The sequence below is a fragment of the Sporotomaculum syntrophicum genome, from assembly GCF_009932395.1.
Classification (GTDB): Bacteria; Bacillota; Desulfotomaculia; order Desulfotomaculales; family Desulfallaceae; genus Sporotomaculum; species Sporotomaculum syntrophicum.
In genome coordinates this window covers 367,813-385,621 of record NZ_LSRS01000003.1, presented here as the reverse complement: position 1 = coordinate 385,621, position 17,809 = coordinate 367,813, and the positions used below count along the sequence as shown (strand labels likewise).

14 protein-coding genes are annotated in these 17,809 nt (G+C 41.2%); 7 read left to right on the top strand and 7 right to left on the bottom strand.

The features are described from left to right. Nucleotides 1–1,042: HlyD family secretion protein (locus SPSYN_RS06850; protein ID WP_161821741.1), on the bottom strand; the 1,042-nt coding region annotated here is incomplete at its 3' end. A gap of 377 nt (nucleotides 1,043–1,419) precedes the next feature. Here SPSYN_RS06850 and SPSYN_RS06845 point away from each other — a divergent pair. Both SPSYN_RS06845 and SPSYN_RS06840 read left to right on the top strand, forming a co-directional pair. After that, the gene (locus SPSYN_RS06845; RefSeq protein WP_161821740.1) at nucleotides 1,420–1,626 is read left to right on the top strand and encodes a hypothetical protein; all 207 of its coding nucleotides are present in this window, start codon (nucleotides 1,420–1,422) and stop codon (nucleotides 1,624–1,626) included. A 430-nt stretch (nucleotides 1,627–2,056) separates the two neighbouring features. Next, nucleotides 2,057–2,680, top strand: a complete 624-nt coding sequence (locus tag SPSYN_RS06840) for a radical SAM protein (RefSeq protein WP_161821739.1) — start codon at nucleotides 2,057–2,059, stop codon at nucleotides 2,678–2,680. 217 nt (nucleotides 2,681–2,897) lie between these two features. Here SPSYN_RS06840 and SPSYN_RS06835 read toward each other — a convergent pair whose 3' ends face one another. The 3 genes from SPSYN_RS06835 to SPSYN_RS06825 all read right to left on the bottom strand — a co-directional run bounded on the left by SPSYN_RS06835 (nucleotide 2,898) and on the right by SPSYN_RS06825 (nucleotide 6,125). Next, nucleotides 2,898–3,947 carry a phosphodiester glycosidase family protein gene (locus tag SPSYN_RS06835; protein WP_161821738.1) on the bottom strand — a complete coding sequence of 350 codons (1,050 nt, stop codon included), beginning with the start codon at nucleotides 3,945–3,947 and terminating at the stop codon, nucleotides 2,898–2,900. After that, nucleotides 3,934–4,302 (bottom strand): hypothetical protein, encoded by a 369-nt coding sequence (locus SPSYN_RS06830; protein ID WP_161821737.1) that lies wholly within the window; start codon nucleotides 4,300–4,302, stop codon nucleotides 3,934–3,936. Before SPSYN_RS06830 ends, SPSYN_RS06835 begins: the two co-directional genes overlap by 14 nt. 350 nt (nucleotides 4,303–4,652) lie before the next feature. Next, nucleotides 4,653–6,125 (bottom strand): hypothetical protein, encoded by a 1,473-nt coding sequence (locus tag SPSYN_RS06825; protein ID WP_161821736.1) that lies wholly within the window; start codon nucleotides 6,123–6,125, stop codon nucleotides 4,653–4,655. A gap of 512 nt (nucleotides 6,126–6,637) precedes the next feature. Between SPSYN_RS06825 and SPSYN_RS06820 the strand changes: the two genes are divergently transcribed. Further along, a complete protein-coding gene (locus tag SPSYN_RS06820) occupies nucleotides 6,638–8,050 on the top strand; it encodes a sodium:solute symporter family protein (protein WP_161821735.1) in 1,413 nt (470 codons plus the stop codon). 497 nt (nucleotides 8,051–8,547) lie between these two features. Here SPSYN_RS06820 and fdhD read toward each other — a convergent pair whose 3' ends face one another. The 3 genes from fdhD to SPSYN_RS16170 all read right to left on the bottom strand — a co-directional run bounded on the left by fdhD (nucleotide 8,548) and on the right by SPSYN_RS16170 (nucleotide 10,757). Continuing rightward, nucleotides 8,548–9,375, bottom strand: coding sequence for a formate dehydrogenase accessory sulfurtransferase FdhD (gene fdhD / locus SPSYN_RS06815; protein ID WP_161821734.1), 828 nt, complete (start codon nucleotides 9,373–9,375; stop codon nucleotides 8,548–8,550). A gap of 605 nt (nucleotides 9,376–9,980) precedes the next feature. Next, nucleotides 9,981–10,289, bottom strand: a complete 309-nt coding sequence (locus SPSYN_RS06810) for a hypothetical protein (protein WP_161821733.1) — start codon at nucleotides 10,287–10,289, stop codon at nucleotides 9,981–9,983. A gap of 345 nt (nucleotides 10,290–10,634) precedes the next feature. Beyond that, nucleotides 10,635–10,757 carry a hypothetical protein gene (locus SPSYN_RS16170; protein WP_279279247.1) on the bottom strand — a complete coding sequence of 41 codons (123 nt, stop codon included), beginning with the start codon at nucleotides 10,755–10,757 and terminating at the stop codon, nucleotides 10,635–10,637. Nucleotides 10,758–11,414: 657 nt separating this feature from the next. Between SPSYN_RS16170 and SPSYN_RS06805 the strand changes: the two genes are divergently transcribed. The 4 genes from SPSYN_RS06805 (at nucleotide 11,415) to SPSYN_RS06790 (ending at nucleotide 17,580) form a co-directional block, all read left to right on the top strand. Continuing rightward, nucleotides 11,415–12,098 (top strand): hypothetical protein, encoded by a 684-nt coding sequence (locus SPSYN_RS06805; protein WP_161821732.1) that lies wholly within the window; start codon nucleotides 11,415–11,417, stop codon nucleotides 12,096–12,098. Nucleotides 12,099–12,647: 549 nt separating this feature from the next. Continuing rightward, nucleotides 12,648–14,744 (top strand): GAF domain-containing protein, encoded by a 2,097-nt coding sequence (locus tag SPSYN_RS06800; RefSeq protein ID WP_161821731.1) that lies wholly within the window; start codon nucleotides 12,648–12,650, stop codon nucleotides 14,742–14,744. A 526-nt stretch (nucleotides 14,745–15,270) separates the two neighbouring features. Beyond that, the gene (locus SPSYN_RS06795; RefSeq protein ID WP_161821730.1) at nucleotides 15,271–16,224 is read left to right on the top strand and encodes a hypothetical protein; all 954 of its coding nucleotides are present in this window, start codon (nucleotides 15,271–15,273) and stop codon (nucleotides 16,222–16,224) included. Nucleotides 16,225–16,656: 432 nt separating this feature from the next. Further along, entirely contained in the window at nucleotides 16,657–17,580 is a 924-nt protein-coding gene (locus tag SPSYN_RS06790; RefSeq protein ID WP_161821729.1) for a D-alanyl-D-alanine carboxypeptidase family protein, read from the top strand. The last annotated feature ends 229 nt before the right edge of the window (nucleotides 17,581–17,809 follow it).

The following is a 17,809-nucleotide window of genomic DNA, read 5'->3' as shown; positions in this document are numbered from 1 at the left end:
TGGTGATGGTCAAATCCACGGTATAGCCCGTGCGCAGGCCTTCGGAGTCACCGGTTATCCTAACAATCACCGGCACTTCGATCTGGCTGCCCTGGTTTCCGGTTTTCACCAGGGCGCCGGGGGAGACGCTGTGCAGCGTCCCGGTATACTCTCGGTCCGGCAGCGCGGCGGTAGTAACTTTCACTTGCTGCCCGGTTTTTAGCCGGCCGCTGTCCGCTTCACTCACCCCGGCCGTTACTTCCACCTTATCCGTGTTGCCGATGGTAATAAGCCGGGTACCGGGATTAATGTGGTCCCCTTCGGCCACCTCCACGGCAATTACCACCCCGTCCATAGCCGCCGTAAGGGTGGTTCTAGCCAATTGCCGCTGGGCCAGTTCCATCTGGATGCGGGCCTGCTCCACTTGTGCTTTAAGGGAGGTCAATTCCGGGCCCGTGGGACCCGATGTCTTGATTTTCAGCCTGGATTCGGCGTTTTTGTACTCCGTTTCCCTGGCGACCAGCTCGAGTTCTGCTTTTTCCAGTTCCTGTGCGCTTACGGCCTCTTCATCATACAGCTGTTTAATTCTCGCGTAATTGTTTTGGGCGTTTTGGTAATCGGCTTCGGCCTTGTTATGGTCGGCCTTGAGCTGTGCTATCTCCTCCGACCGGGGATTCAGCGCGCTTGCCAAATTGGATTGCTGCACCGCATAGTTGGCTTTGGCGTTGCTGAGCTTGTCTTCTAAATCGCCGGCATCAAGTAGACCGAGCACCTGACCCTTATGTACTGTTTCGCCCGGGACGACATTTATTTCTTTCACCGTTGTTTCCTCATAGCTGTAAAACTCTTGTTTTTCCACCAGTCTCACCCGTCCGGTGGCAAAAACATTATCCTGAACATGTTTTATTTCCGCTTGGGCTGTTTTTACCGGTATTCCTGTGGGTTTCATGCTTTTAACGATATTGAAAGCAACAACAGACACAACAAGGCCGATGACTAATACCCCGGCCATAAGCTTTTTCCGCGAAATTTTGGCAAACTTTTGTTTTAATGATGGCAACATTTGCTCTCTCCCTCGGCATAGAAATACTTACTCTCGATAATATATGGTTAATCAATCACCGTCCAGGATATTTTCCCCTAATTATATAAACACAGCCAAAGTCCGTTTTCTTTCAACCATTTATTACAGTTTATACTCAACCGGCATATATAAATTAACAAGTAAGCCTCTGACATAACCAGGCAGACTGTTAGTTTTTACTCAGCAAATAACAAACGGACTCACAGATAATCAAGGTATAACGGTGGAGATCGTGGCTATGCAGGAATGTTACACAAAAAATACATAGTGCAATCGTTCATTTGGTAGATTAATAATGAGGGTGGGCAAGGATCGACCCTATTTCTGTCGAAATATAAGAGATGGGAGGGGATGCAATGCAAATTATAGATATACTTTTAAATTCCTACCATGGTTTTGTTTGGAAACTATGTTTATATATATTATTACCCGTAATTATAATTGATTTTGCTGTTCAAAAGTTACCATGGTTTACAAAAAAAGAAAAAAAATTGGTTACTTGTCTAGCTATTTTGATATGGCTTGTGGTTGCCATTAAAAGCGGTTTTTTTAAAATAAGTTAATTTAGAGTCCACGACTGGCTCTCTCTTCCGTATATGTTGCTATATATCGAATGTTCGTCAAAGTTAGTCTATCTTTCATAAGCAATTCCTCCGGTGTTTTTTAGTTAGCTAATATTTATGTTCTTTTAGAAGTATAATATACAATAATTTACTCCAAATATATAAATTAAATCTGACCAAATGTAAAAAATAGAATTTACGATCACAGATAGACTCGATAAATGCTTCAACCGTGATATTATGCTTAAAGAACAATAATGTTTATTCGAATTTGCACATAAAGAGTATCCATTGCGTTCAGGTGTACATAATTATCATAGTATGCCACCGAAAGAATGCTTTCAAGTTTAATTATATTGGAAATAAGATCCTGAATAAGTTAGATGTAGCGGTATACTAATGAATATCATTTACGGGAGGGACTTCAGTTATGAAGGTTGTGCAATTTTTTAGAGCTATCGAAAGCGAAGGCAGAAATATCGGCTTACCGGTATCTTTCGTAAATTTGTCGGGGTGCAATTCTAATTGCAAAACCTGCTTACCTTACACGAATCCTAGGGATAGTCATATCAGCATTGATATGGAAGTAACCGAGGTAGCGGAAAAACTACTAGCGGCAGGCTTACCGCATGTGTATATTGCTTGCGGTGAACCAATGCTGCAAGAGGAAGAAACAATTAGACTGTTAGACCTGTTGGAACAGGACGAGCGAGTTAAATCGGTAACGGTGCACACCAACGGTTTTGTGGATATTGCCCCCCTGGTTAAGTATACTAAGATAATGTTAAGCTTGAACTGGTGTCATGGTATAACCATGTTTGCCAATCTAGACAGGCTTCGACCGGAAATAGATATGTTAAAATTTATCATTTGGAACAAAGAGGATTATCACAGAATGATAGTTATTCTCCCCCTTGTTCCGGAGGGAATATACATCATGTTAAATCCTTCCCCGACTTTTGGCGCTAAGGAATGGTTACTGGACCAGGTGGTTAAAGACAGGTTAGAGGTTAGGGTGATTTACCCCCAACACTTTTCTTTAGGAACATTTTAGTTATAAAGTATACGCCAAACTTTATGTCGAATCGTTATATAAAAAGAAATAGTATAATTCATTTTAAGTACGATAATCATAAAAATACTACTCTCTGACATAGACTTATTTATTGATTCTTGCCAAAAAGGAGTTGCTAATTTTACTTAAACCCAGAACCATGGAGCAAATAGTGCTACTCCCGGAGGAAACGGGGGAGTAACCAGGAAAAGCCGGGTCAGGGCATAATCACAATATTAGTGGCTACCGGGCGCTCTTTGCCGTCCGAAGGACGATTGAGTACCTGATCCTTAAAGACAAAGGCACTGGAGCCACCGCCATCTAAATTATAGGCCTCGATAACACCCAACTCGAGAAGTTTAATTTGTAGTTGCTCCAGGGTTACCCCGCTGCTCCAATCGGACTGGCGACCGTCCACCACGATCATAATCAGGTCATCATTGCCATATTCACCAATAATGGTGCGGGGTTGTTTTTGGTTTTGCCATTTGGGGGGTATAGGCAGCGGTTGGCGGTTTTTTATCAATACAGGCACAAAACTGACCCCGGATAAAGGTTCAAGCTGCATCAGCTTGTCCTTTTCGAAAAATACACCGCCCAGCAATTCACCGTCGCTGTTGATACCTGCAAAGAAAAGATCATCATAGGATGGCCTGAAGCCATCAATAAACTTACCGTCAATCATGGTGTTGCCGATGGGCAAGGTATATTGCCTCCCGTCTTGCATCATATGAAAAAAGCCTCCACCGTTGATGCCCAACACCGCGCCGGTGCGCTTAACAGCCGCGCTGGTGGTCTCGCTCACACCCAGTTTATCTTTACCCAGTACCACATTAAAAACACCGGGGTCGTAAAGCTTTATTTTAGCAATATATCCTCGGTATCCCAGTCCATTTAACTGAAAAACTTGAATCTCCACTTGCTCAGATTTGTATTCATCAATGGGCGGACCGAGTCTTTTGAGAATGCGCTGTTCGTATATTGCATCGGACAGCTTTTTTTGTGTGCCTGTCTTATGGGCTAACTCTTCCAAAATGCGCTCGTTTTCCAAGTGCTGACGCTGCTGCTCTTCGGCGCTCTGCCTGATAAAACCAATGTTTTCTTCAAGAGACAGGGTGCACTCTGCTAAACCTGTCATGGTCGGGGTCAATTTTTCTACAGGTATGCGTAGCAGGTTGGCATTTTGGTGCAGTTCCAGGTATGCACCGCCCAACAAACCAAGGAAAGGAGCCAGCAGAGTAATAAAGAAGATATTAATAATCCGCATTGCCGGACTCCTTTAATATATCAAGACTTTTTTCCAGCCTTTTCAAATGCTCATCCATCTCGTTGATCCGTTTATTTACTTCCCTACTTGCCGTACCGGTGCTGGTAATAGTTGCATCAGTTTTATCCAGGGCTTCCTTTATGGCACTCATTTCATTGTGCAACGACATAATTTGCTCCTCTATCGCCTGTATATTAAGTGCGTTGGCCTCCTGAATCTCGCGGGCTGCCCGGTCAATATAATACCCGGCATACCAAAATCCCCCCGCTGTAAGTCCCGCCCACAGCAATACCAGTAGTATGATGCCCGACAGCTGCCGGCGGCAGGTGCTTTTTTCCTGTGCCGGTTGTTCCATAACTATCACCTCACTCATCTTATGCAATTCACCATCATATCCCATTTTCCTGCCGTTTTATGTACTGACAAAATAAAACCCAAATCTTAGGTAATTGGCTGCCGGCCGGTATTGCTGCCCAGCATTTTGGTTTGGGTAACCGGCAATCACGATTATCATATTTAGATGCAGGTATGAGAGGAAGAAATATGTTGGTACCTGTTAAACTTTCATAACGCATTAGGAATAGTTGTGGACAAGTGCGGTAATGCCTTCGTTACAGGCATCACCGCTTTCAGCAACTTACCCCCTCCAAAATTCCATACAGTCTGATTTGTTACCGCCACCCGGCAGTTTAAATAGGCTTTTCTTTAAACCAAACGACCAAATACCACTTTATCTATATCGACTAAACCATTAGGTCCTCCAATCGATTTTGAGAATTGTACTCTGGCTGTTGCGGTACCCGGAGGAGCCGGTTCGGTTATGCCGGTATAAACTACCCAAATACCCTGGACGGTAAGGGTAGGAATGACCAGGCTAAGTCCCTGGCCGATTTCTCTGTTGTTGTTATCCAACCAGTGTACTTCTGCCAGTATTAGACCGGTATCCACGTCGGGTGATTTCAGGCCAAAGTTTAACAGGAAGCAGTGGCCGATCGCACGAACTATAGGGATATCCTGGAAGATGACTCCGCCTTGCGCAGACAGGACGCCTACCCGGTTCCCTTCATAAGCCTGAGTTGAATCCGCAATCGTTACATTAACGGGTGTCCAGTTGTCAAACCCATTTTCAAAACTAGGGTTTCGCACCAAATTTTGTGTACCGACTCCGGCCAGTATCACCTGATCTATTCGTAAACTACTGTCATCCAAAAGGTCGGAGGCAGTGAATAAAATTCTTGCTTTAACCGCGTCCCCAGGAGCAGGATTTGTGATATCCAGGTAGGTTAAATATAATCTTTGCGAATCCAAAGTATTTTCAGGAATTGTAATATTCAGTCCAGTTCCAATTACAACGTCTGCTGCATTCAACCAAAGTACTTGAACGGACAGTGAGGCCACATTACTCTCAGCTACAGAGGCGGCAAAACTCAGCAAAAAAGAGGAATTAGACGGCAGGTCGGTAATAGGTATGTCCTGAAGCAAAGTGCCATTTGCGCTAGTAAACGCTGCGGCGGCACCTTCGAAGGTTTCAATGAAAACCGGTGTAAATGTAGTTGCAGTCCAACCGGTCAACCCCAATTCAAAGCCCGGATTTTGCACCAGATTTATTGAATTGACCGAAGCAAGAATGACCTGATCCACCTCTATAATATCGTTGGGAGTTGTCCCCGTTCCTTTACTGAACATTAATCTGGCAAAGGCGGCGTCGGCCGGCGGCTGGTCGGTAATGTCAAAGTAGGCCAACCTGACGCCGGTATTAATCCCGAAATTTGGAATTACTTTTCTAAGGCCGGTGGCAATGGTGACGCGATTCTTGTCCAGCCACAATACTTCTACTACCAGATTGCCATTAGAGTTATTATCGGTACCGGGAAATGCATTAAAATTTATAAACAACGGGCAGTTTGCCAGGTTGGTCAGTGCAATATCCTGAGACAGGCTGGCCACACCTGAGCCCATTCTGGCAACTTGCGTTCCCTCAAAAGGTGTACTATCGGCGGCTATCACATTACTTGCGACCCAACCATCTAAACCGGCTTCAAAGCTGGGATTTTGCAGTAAATTGTTACACCTGGAACAGACCCTCTGCGGTACTACGTTAGGGACGAGGGGCGTACTGGCACAGCAGCTTATATTCATTACTTCAACGGTCGCACGAGAGGGGCGACATTTATACATAAAAACAACCCCTTTATATAAATTTTGGTTTAATTCCATAATATACATATTAGGGATTGTTGGTTACAATGGTCATAGAACTATTCATTGATATGTCCAAACATATCGACGACAGGCAGTTATCGTCATTCCGGCTCGCACGATGATTAATGCTGTGCAGAGTATCAAGGATTTAAGATCCGCTCCAATTTTAACCGCATTGGTTCACAACCAGTTTACCGTCCATAAACAGTACCACGACCTTGCCACCAAGCAGCGTATAATTTTCCAAAGGATTTCCATATAAAACCCGGATCTGCTGTTAGTAATGCATACAAATCGCGGACGAAGTATATTTTGTTGACGCTAATTGTCCCGTACCGGGTTTGATGTATACACAGAACTTAGATAAAATGAACCTGGCGGGAGGTGTCCATTATGACAACAACAGGAAAAAAGCATGATAAAGATTTCAAACTCAACAATAATGACTGGCGGCAAGGAATTGAGCCGGCAATAATTGGTGTATAAAATTGGAGTATACATTAACAACAAGCCACATTGTTGGAATTATAATAACGCTTATAGCTATCGTACTGATTGGTGTTTATGCGGGGTGTAAGGTCAAATCTGCTAAGGATTTTTGTGTAGGAGGTCGTCAAGCCGGAGTTACGGTGGTGGCGGGTACCATCATGGGCACTCTGGTGGGAGGCGCCTCCACGGTTGGTACGGCACAACTGGCCTTTAACTTTGGTCTTTGTGCATGGTGGTTTACTCTGGGTGCGGGTATCGCATGCGCCATATTGGGACTGGGCTTGGCCCGACAGTTATATGAAAGCAAGCTTGAAACCATTCCCCAGTTTCTGGTGAATGTATATGGAGATGGTATTGGCCCGATCTCAAGTGTTTTCACTTCTGCCGGAATATTTTTAAACATTATAGCGCAGGGACTTTCTGCGGTGGCGCTGCTTACTTCCATGTTTCATATGAGCCCGGTTGTGGCTGCAGTAATAAGTGTCTTTCTTGTATTGGCTTATGTTTTTTCTGGTGGTGTTTGGGGCACAGGCCTGGTTGGAGTGGCAAAACTGATCCTTATTTACCTGACAACTATTTTCTGTGGAGTAATGGCTTATGGAATGTTAGGCGGCTGGTCGGGGCTGACGACGAATTTTCCGCCGTTTCCCTGGTTATCTTTGTTTGGACGCGGTTTTAACACTGATTTTGCTGCCGGGTTTTCACTTCTGGTAGGAGTACTTTCTACCCAGACATACATCCAGGCGATATTTTCTGCTAAGAGCCTGAGCTCAGCTCGTATGGCGTCATTAGTTTCTGCGTTTATGATCCCCCCGGTGGGCATAGGCGGCATCCTAATCGGCCTTTTTATGAGGGCTAATTTTCCCGACACCCCGTCTGAACAGGTACTGCCCATATTTGTTATGAATTTTCTGCCGCCGTTACTGGCAGGGGTAGTTCTAGCCACTTTGCTGGTGGCAATTATCGGCACATGGGCAGGTTTGACTCTCGGTGTATCAACCATGCTTGCCAAAGATATCTACAAGCGATTTATTTGCTGCGATGCTGATGATCTAAAAATTTTAAAGATACAGCGCATATTAATCTTTACCGTAAGTGCTTTAGGTGTGTTATTTGTTGTCAGCAGTCTCAAATCAATGATATTAGGCTGGAGCTTTTTATCAATGGGATTACGTGGTTGCACGGTATTTTTCCCACTGCTTGGGGCAGTGTTCTTCTCTCGATTTGTTAAGCCGATGGCTGGGATAATGGCCGCTTTGATTGGCCCGTGTGTTGATTTGATCTGGCACTTTCTTTACCCGAATGGAATTGATCCGCTTTATGTAGGTCTATTAGCGAGTTTTTTAACGCTCCTATTTTTAAGTATGCTCTTGAAACGAAAGCCTGTTAACAAGTTTAAGCAGTATAGTTAGACTGCTTGATAGGTCAGCGGTTGAAATTGAACAGAGTTTTGACATTAAAATATATTAAATAAAACAATATAAATTAATAGATGTAATTAGATGTTGATATTCAAAGATAAGATCTTGTACTGGAACCGATCAATAAAACGTTGAAGATTTACCTGTGCACATCTTAAATGATTAGATTGATGCTAGCCAAGGCATCTATTATAGACAACAAGAGCCCCATGGTTCTAGGGGGCTCTGTTACTTTTATTGCGGTACCACTTAAAAATGCTGTACTTTGGAAAGGTGACCCCACCATGGTAATGTTTTCGGCAAAATCACCGACATTGACGTCCAGCCCAACATCGCGCATTTTTTATACGCTTTCCAGAGCCAGCAGGCTAACCTAGCGATACCAGAGACCGGCATACGCGTCCCCTTCCAACCCGTGTTCATCCTATAAATGTTATTCACCTTTCCTTGGCTATAATATGTGCTACTTTTCCAAATGCATTTTTATATTAACCTGACTTTTTCCCTGCTGTGTAATTTCTTATCCGTCCCAGTCGCTCCGGATGAGTATAAACTCGCAAGCTACCGGCGCGCGCATGGCCAACCAGGGTAATGCCCAGCTCGAGGGCCAGCAGCACTGCGCCACCTGTCGGCGAGTGTCGTGATACGATAACCGGTGTTTGCATCTTGGCCGCCTTAATTAGCATCTCGGAGGAAATACGGCCGGTGGATAATAAAATTTTATCTTTGGTGGCCAAATCCCTCATCAGGCATTCGCCCTGAATTTTATCCAGGGTGTTATGCCGCCCGATATCCTCAGCCACCACCAGCAGGTTTTTATGGTCTGCTATTGCTGAAGTGTGCACGCCGCCGCTGACCTTATAGAGCTCCATTTGCTCAAGAAGCTGCTTGACCAGTGCCAGCACTTCCATTGGTGTAACCACCAAATCCGACTCAACCTTCTGCCCCTCAGAGGTGAAGGTTGCACCACCGCCACAACCGGGGGTAAGAGTACGGTGGGCTGGCATAGTGAATTCTGGCTTGATCAACCGCACATCGGAAACGTTTTCTTCCTCACACGTCCGCATCCACAAAATATCATCAATGCACGAAATAATGCCCTCTCCATACAGGAAGCCGAGTACCAAGTTGTTCAGCTTGGTTGGGGTGCACAGGACAGTGACCAGTTCCAGCTTGTTCACGTAGATAGTTAGCTTCAGCTCGTTGGGCACGTGGGCTATCGTACTGACCCATTTTCCGTCAGAAAAACGCTCGCATTCTACACATATGTCCGCTTCCACACTTGGAATATCCAGTACATCAACTTCATTTGACATGATTTTTATTCCCTGCCTTTCCAACACACCAGGCATATAATTGCCGGCGACTTCTTGTCCTTGTACTTAGATATCAAACAACACCATTACTATAGATTTAGTTCTATTTAATTCAAAAATAGCTGTTTTATTCAAAACGTATAAACATTAATACCAAAAAAAGGACAGCGCATGTTAAAAAATGCTTAAGATAAATATACATAATGCCGATGGGATAAGTCAAGTATTATTTATTTCACAGAAGTTGTCCTGAAGCATAGGTCAGTTGCAGAGACTATACTAGAATAGATAACAAAGATTATATGAGCATATATTTGATTTAATTTATAGTTATTATCGGATTGATTATAGTTAATACACAGGTGTCCACTTAAGGAGTAGCTAGCGTGCCGATAAAATTACTAGACAATCTGACAGCTGAATGAAAATATCATATTGTCGATAGCCTGTACGTTAAACTAGAAGAGCGTACTTACCGTAAAATTTACGATGAGGGAGCTGTTTATAAAAAGTGGAGAAAATCTATAAAAAGATACCCTTCGTCATTGAGCTAGCAATTGTTAAAAATTTTGGATTTTAAATGAAGGGGTGGAGTAAATTTGTCACTAGCCTTGCATGAGCACCACCGCACCAAAGTAGATGGCGATAGCCAGATGAGGCAGTAATAGCAGCTCAGCTGCCCATCTTACCTCCCGGTAAACTAAAAACATGGCAGCAAGATGCAGCAATGGCAAAGAAAACCCGAAGAGCTTAAAAATAGCCGGTGGTAAAGCAATTAGGTACAAAGCAAAACCTGTAATTAACATTGCTCCGATTAATATCCATTTAGGCCGGCCCAAGATAACGCCAACCTGGGAAATCAATAACGAACCGAGAATGGCCGGCCAGCCAAACAATATTTGAGATATCAACACTTTTTCATCTCCCTGCAAGCCGAAATATTTATATTGATTAAACAATATATTAAAAAAATAATTAATCAACACAAAAAACTATTACACTGTAATAATTGCCAGAAGAGTTTGTATTGCTAACATAAAGTTAACCACTTAAGTGGTCGTGGTAAATAAAAAATTGGAAACATCTTTCACAATATATACCTTAACCCATTGTCCTTCCTCAGGAATCGGTGCTAGCCTATGCTTCGGGCTTTTGCCCACGATACACATGTTTTTCACTTCATGAGGGAGGGTGAAATAAATAGCATTGAAGCGATTATGCCAAGCAAAAGCGCCCCTCTCGGAGCGCTTTGTATTAATTTAACATTTTCCACCGTATCCCCAGAACCCCATTCCAAAGACCAGCAGGATTAGGATCAAAAAGAGAATGAAACTGCCGTCGAAATTACTTCCACAACCGCCGCCAGATGCTCCATAACCCATTAAACATACCTCCTAAGGTTTTATTTTAGTTGCGTTATATACTATGCACCTGCGAAGGAAGGTGTTACCAGACTATCTTATCCCATGAAAAACTTCTTTTCATTGTTATGATATTAAACAATTTTTCTGTATTTGCATATCTGCTTGGTACTCAATTCCTCTAAAATGGCCTTTAGTTTTTTACCGGATTGGCGATCACTGTTTTGTTACCAACCAGTAATATGACCATTGCCTTTACAATGCTTTCCCAAGGAAATATTGCCGATCCAATCAAGATTGACCACCCTTGGATTATTGCTCGGTTTTTTGCCCAGTTGGCTTTGTTTGCATCTAGATATTGAGCATAAAAAAAATAATTAATAATTGTGTCAAAGGGTCTATTATTCGAAAAGAAAAATTGATATATTGATTATAATATAAAAGATCGAACCCGGTTTTATCTGTTGCTTTCTTGCCAGTGCTAAAAAATTGAAGTGCAAAAACCTTATTTTTAATAGTTAATTCTAACAATTATATATGATTTTTTGGTAGGCTTTAGAGAAACCTTCGGGCAGCTCACGGAAGACCAATGTTATTACCCTTAATAACATTGGTCTTATCTATTTTTATGGTTAAAAACTTTACAGAATAGATTCATGCTGAATAGGAGGAAACAAAATGAGTGATATGATGCAAGACCTGGTTTACAGCGGCCCTGAAAAAACTGGTTTGAGAGTGCAGCAAGCAAATGCATATGTCTTAGGCATACTGTGGGCGCTGGGTAGTTATGAGGAATATGCAGGAACCAAAACCATTTCTCGCTATTTTCAACTCAGGCACCATAGGCCTTACTTTTTGCAGGTTGTGAAACAGGAAATGGCCCTGCAGACTAAGATCCGCACAGTGAGACATAATGGCAAGCCCCAATGCCGTTTGAATATATACAATATTGATATGGAGTACCTTAATTGGCTGGGCTGGCAAGCACGACAGGCATTAGAGCGTAATTATCCCGCCATGTCAGTTGGTCACCGCGATTTTATTCTGGCCTACCTGGAAATTCATAGCAAATTGGACACAACCATAATGTTCAAGCGTTACAAAAGATTCCGTCTACGCATATACGGGAACATGCGATTCCTAGCCGAACTCACTAGGGTGCTGGCTGCAGAGGTGGGCACGGGGATAAAAAAACCACAGCAAGTAAAAAACAGGGAGTCAGGTATAAGCGGCACGCTATTTTACCAAAGTCTTCGGGAATTACAGGCACTATTTAAGTATTTTTATAATCCACCACTTAAGCACTTTGATCATGAGTATTATGAGAAATTCAGCAACCTCCTGCGGCAGTGGCCCAACTAAAACCTAGTGTATAAGCATCATAAACCTGCAAGCCCACCGGCACTTCATAAAGATTTGTTATACACCTGCTTGCCCGCCAGCCTGCGATTTTCATCCAAATCCGCTAAACTCACTTATAAGGTGGGGATAGCCATCACCGGGCTATCCCCACCTTATTAATTCGTCCCTATTGCTAATGAGCCCGTAGCCAGAACTGCTATAGCTTTTATAATATTACCTCACTTACCTTAAATTTTCCCGATATCTACTTCTCTACCATGAAAATAAGTTATGGAAAATGTCATCCTGAGCGTTAACGGGAATCAAAGGATTCTTCACTTCGTTTAGCAATGACATAAAGTGTCCAATATTTTCATACCAGGGAAGAGCTATCCTTTTTTTATTAAGCAAAATTAGTGGGAAAAGATTGCTGTGAGGATTAAGAAAAAGGCATGTTGGGTTTTTTATTCATTCTGACATTGCGTAACATTATTTCTAAAGGAAATTATAATGCCAACAAAGAATACTCTATTTATTTAGCGGGTATTTTTTTAAGGGTGGTTTGTACCAATGGAAAATGTTTGTAAATACCATAATATTTTTTTAAACACAATAGGCGGGTTCTTTCAATGTTCTCCTAAAGGACATTTCATCATGGTAAACCCTGCTTTTGCTTATATGCTTGGTTATGATTCACCTGAAGAATTATTGAATACAGTAACCGACATGGGAAAACAATTGTATGTGAATGCAGAGGATTACGACATATGCATCCAACAGTTACTAAAAAATGGTTCTTACAGTTTTGGAGTTAATATTTACCGAAAAGATGGAAGCATAGCTTGGATATATATTAACGTACGTATCGTTCGGGATATCAATGGTAATATTGAATACTTTGAAGGTGTGGCCCAGGATAGTACCCAAAGCGGGGAAATAATAGATCATCTAATAAAAGTAAACGAGAAATTAAATAAAGAAATTGCTCAGCGTAAGAGTATCGAAGGAAAACTAAAACTAAGTGAAGCCCGTCTCGAAGCTCTATTAAAGCTTAATCAAATGACGGAAGAATCTTTAAAAGAAATCACCGACTTTACTCTTGAGGAAGGGATCAGGCTAACAGGAAGCAGTGTTGGGTATATTGCTTTTTATGATGAAGACAAAAAAGAGCTGGAAATGCATTCCTGGTCAAAAAGCTCCATGAAGCAGTGTGCCATAACCGATAAGCCATATATTTATCCAATAGAAAAAACAGGGCTTTGGGGAGAGGCGGTACGTCAAAGAAAACCTATTGTAACAAACGATTACTCTGCTCCCAACCCTTTTAAAAAAGGATATCCAAAAGGACATGTTCATTTGCTGCGCCATATGAATATTCCGGTATTTGATGGTCAGCGCATTGTAATGCTGGCTGGTGTAGGTAATAAGAAAGAAGATTACGATGAGTCCGATGTTAATCAGTTAAACTTGCTGATGAGCGGCATGTGGAGGATTATCCAGCGTAAGAGGGCAGAAGAGACTTTAAGAAAATACCGCGACCACCTTGAAGATATGGTTGATGAGCGCACAAAACTACTACAAACAACTTTAGCTAAACTTCAACTGGAAATTGCTGAACGTAAGCAAGCTGTAGTATCATTAAAAACTGAACGTCAAAAACTCTATTCACTTTTGGATGGACTACCTGCAATAATTTATCTTAGGGACTCTGATTATAATATTTCCTTTAGTAACCGGTATTTTTGGGATTTTTTTGATAAACCTAAAAATAAACGTTGTTTTGAAGTTATTCATAATAAACAAGAACCATGTGAAGGGTGTCCATCAGACCGTGTATTAAAAACAAAAATTCCGGAAACTTGGGAAAGAATGTACTCTAATGGTAGAATATTTGAAGTATACACATATCCTTTCCAGGATATTAATGCTTCACCGCTGGTGCTAAATTTGTTTATTGATATCACTAGTAGGAAACAGTTTGAACAGGAGATGACCCGCCTTTCTAGACTAAACCTTATTGGACAGATGGCAGCAGGTATTGCTCATGAAATCAGAAACCCCATGACCACAGTTAGGGGTTTTCTACAATTACTGGGGCAAAAAGATAAATACCGTCAGGACAAAGAATATTTCAATCTGATGATCCAAGAACTAGATCGTGCCAACTCAATAATAACGGAATTCCTATCACTTGCTAAAAATAGGGCTGCAGGTTTTAAGAAGCAAAATCTTAATCATATAGTGCAATCTTTATTTCCTTTGATTCAAGCTGATGCCATGGAATCAGCTAAGTATGTTACTTTAGAGTTAAACGAAATCCCAAATTTGCTTTTAGATGAAAAGGAAATTCGTCAACTAATTTTAAACTTAACTCGAAATGGCTTAGAAGCATTGCTTTCGGGCGGACATCTGACAATTAAAACGTATTTGGACGATTGTGAAGTGGTGCTATCGGTACAAGATCATGGCAGGGGGATACCGGAAGACGTTCTTGATAAAATTGGTACGCCCTTCTTTACAACAAAAGATAATGGGACTGGTTTAGGCTTGGCAACATGTTACAGTATTGCCATAAGGCACAATGCCGGTATCAATTTTGATACCGGGCCGGGTGGAACTACCTTTTACGTTAGATTTAAAATAGAAGACATAAAAAAGCCCGTTTGAACAACATATTTTTATTATGCGACATGCTTTGTTTGGATTAAATACACTTCTTTGTTACCAAATCATAGATAAAAATAAAAATAGTTGGATTATGGGCTCAACTGAGGCAGACCTTATAATTCCAGAGAAGAAGTTAGTGTTAGTAATATTGTTTATCTTTTCAGTTACTAAGAAGCCTTTGGCAACGGGTGTAAACGTGCAAAAATCAGCAATTTTATGTGGGACGTTCTTGTGGCTATGTACCAGTTTTTAAAAAAGATACATGAATGGCAAAACTTCACCCACGATACAAACTTAAAGCTTATGCTAACCAGCAAACAATAGGGAAGAGGCAATAAGGAGGGGATAGCCTGGAGAGTTATCCTCTTCCTTATTAAAAGGGTATTACGCTTAATTGAAAAACTTATGCCGATAGGTAATACAAATTAGTTACGAATATACCATAATACGGTAATAGCCAGATGTTATTGCCAAAGAACTGTAACTATTATAAACTAAGAAGCAGCTTTATTGGGAGGGACATTATATGAAGGGCTTGGTGTTTTTGGACCTATTAGGTTTTAGTAACATGGTAAGGAATGATTATCGCAGGGCAAAAGATGTTCTAGACGACTTCTTCAATATAGCTTATCAATTAATACATAAAAATCCGGAGATAACAGGAACTTTATTTTCTGATTCTTTAATTGCATATAGTAATGATAAGTCATTATTGCTGGACACTGTTTGTCAGTTATATCGTGAATGCTTAAGAATGAACGCACGATATACGGAAAGAGACCGATATTTTCTTTTACCACGCGGAGGTATTTCTATAGGATTAGTAACTATTGAGTCTAAAACAGTAGCTCCCAATATAAACAATGAATTTATAGTTAGCCCTGCTTTAGTTCATTCAGTTAAAATGGAAAGTGGTGTTAAAGGTAGTCGTCTCCTGGTAGCAGTCAATTTGGATAATGGTGAGGCTATTGATTTCACTTGTAAAAAAAATACTCGAACTACCCTATATGATGATGATTCAATTGAATTTTGGAGTAGATATCAATACAAAGATGCACTATGGTTCTCCGATCTAGCAAAAGAAGAAGACGAGCAAAAACGAGAGATTGAAGAACTAATTGATATTGCTATTAAATTAGTAATTGATAATAATGCTATTGCCGATAACATGATCCAACACATTGGCACTCTTAGAATTGGTCTTTTAAGTTACTCAAAATTCTTTGAGGCTACTAGGCCTTCCGAATTGTTTTCCGATATATTGCACATTTTTCGGGAAGATAAATATTGGCTGATATGGGTTGCACTTATTGAAATGGCCATGCAAAGCAAAGATTCATGGGCTGTTTCAAGCATACCGGTATTAAACGATTTCCTTAAAAAAGTATCGTTATCGCCCGGCTGGATAGAAGTCTTAAAAGAGATAAATAAGAGTCGTAATAAATATATAAAAAGCCTTTTCGAACAACTATATAATTAAATATTTAGCGGTTCGGTCATTTGTGTACACCGCTAATTCATCGAATAAGCGCAGACTATCCTATTTGGACTCTGTGAGTTAAACGATGTAGTGGGCAATTAGATAATGGCCTATGTTATGCAATTTAACCAGAGTATGTCTACTAATAAGGCGTAACTTCTACATTAATTGTAGGAGTCACGCCTTTTATGCTGTAAAATTTAGGTGATTAATAGTGCTAGAACAACAAATGACCATCACTTAAAACCATATTAGGAAATTGTTACAGCGCATGTTGAATGATCACAGAGAAAGCAACCCGGAACATACCATATTTATGGTAAAGCTTCCGTCATAAGAAAATCTTAAGATGTTCATAAGAAGGAATTTCAACATAGCTCTTCCAACCGTGCTTAAATAAAAATAGCACCAAAATAAGGAGTTGTTTTTTAGATGAGAAAAACAAAAAAGGGGAAATCAAAATTTAGGATCATTTCATTAATGATTGTCGTTATTGCTTTTGCTTATATAATTAACCTTGCACTTAACGGCGAATCGTTGGTCCCTTCATTAAAGGTAGCACCTGATTCTGCTTTTTCCATACCTTTAGACAACCTGCACAGTTCCAATGCGATTCTGATTCAACTGGATAATAACAGTATTTTGATGCAGAAAAACAGCAGACAAAAAATTTACCCCGCATCTTTGACTAAAATTATGACTGCAATTGTTGCCATTGAGAAGCTACCGGATTTACAGGAAAGTATAGTTCTTTCTAATTCGATGTTTCCGGAACTGTACAAATCTGATGCGTCAATGGCAGGTTTTCAACCGGGTGAAAAGGTCCGAGCAATTGATTTGCTTTACGGCGTAATGTTGCCGAGCGGAGCGGAGAGTTGTATTGGGCTTGCAGAGTATATTGCGGGATCAGAGCAAAGTTTCGTCGAGATGATGAATCAAAAAGCAATGGTACTCGGCTTAAAAAATACGCATTTTACCAATACCACCGGTCTTCATAACTATAAACACTATACTACCGTAGAGGATTTGTCGATAATTTTGATCTATGCGTTACAAAACAACACGTTTAGAGATATTTTTACTGCTTCAATCTACTCCACAACACCGACAAACAAAAATCCAGGCGGGATTACCTTTGTAAACACAATGTTTAAAAATATGGAGAGCCCATTAATTAACGACGGGAAAATACTTGGCGGCAAAACAGGATACACTGAAGAAGCCGGTCTATGCCTTGCAAGCCTTGCGCAGAAAGATGGCAGGGAGTATATTCTTGTTACAGCGGGGTCTAAGGGCAATCACGAATCAGAGCAATATAATATTGTTGATGCTTATACCGTGTATAATAAGCTATAAGGGTCAGGCTTAAACTTATTTAAACTAACTATAATATCTGGATAAAGGCTACATTGGAACAGCCCCAGGCTCTCGGTATTAATCTACGCCGGACAAAAAATTACCCCCTAAAATTGGGGTTATGTGTCTTGCCTGGCGGGCGACCGAACCATATCAGCAGGTAGGCCTTGAGCCTGAATGACCAGTTCCTCACGGGTAACGGAACAATAATGTGTTTTTCTTCTGCTGT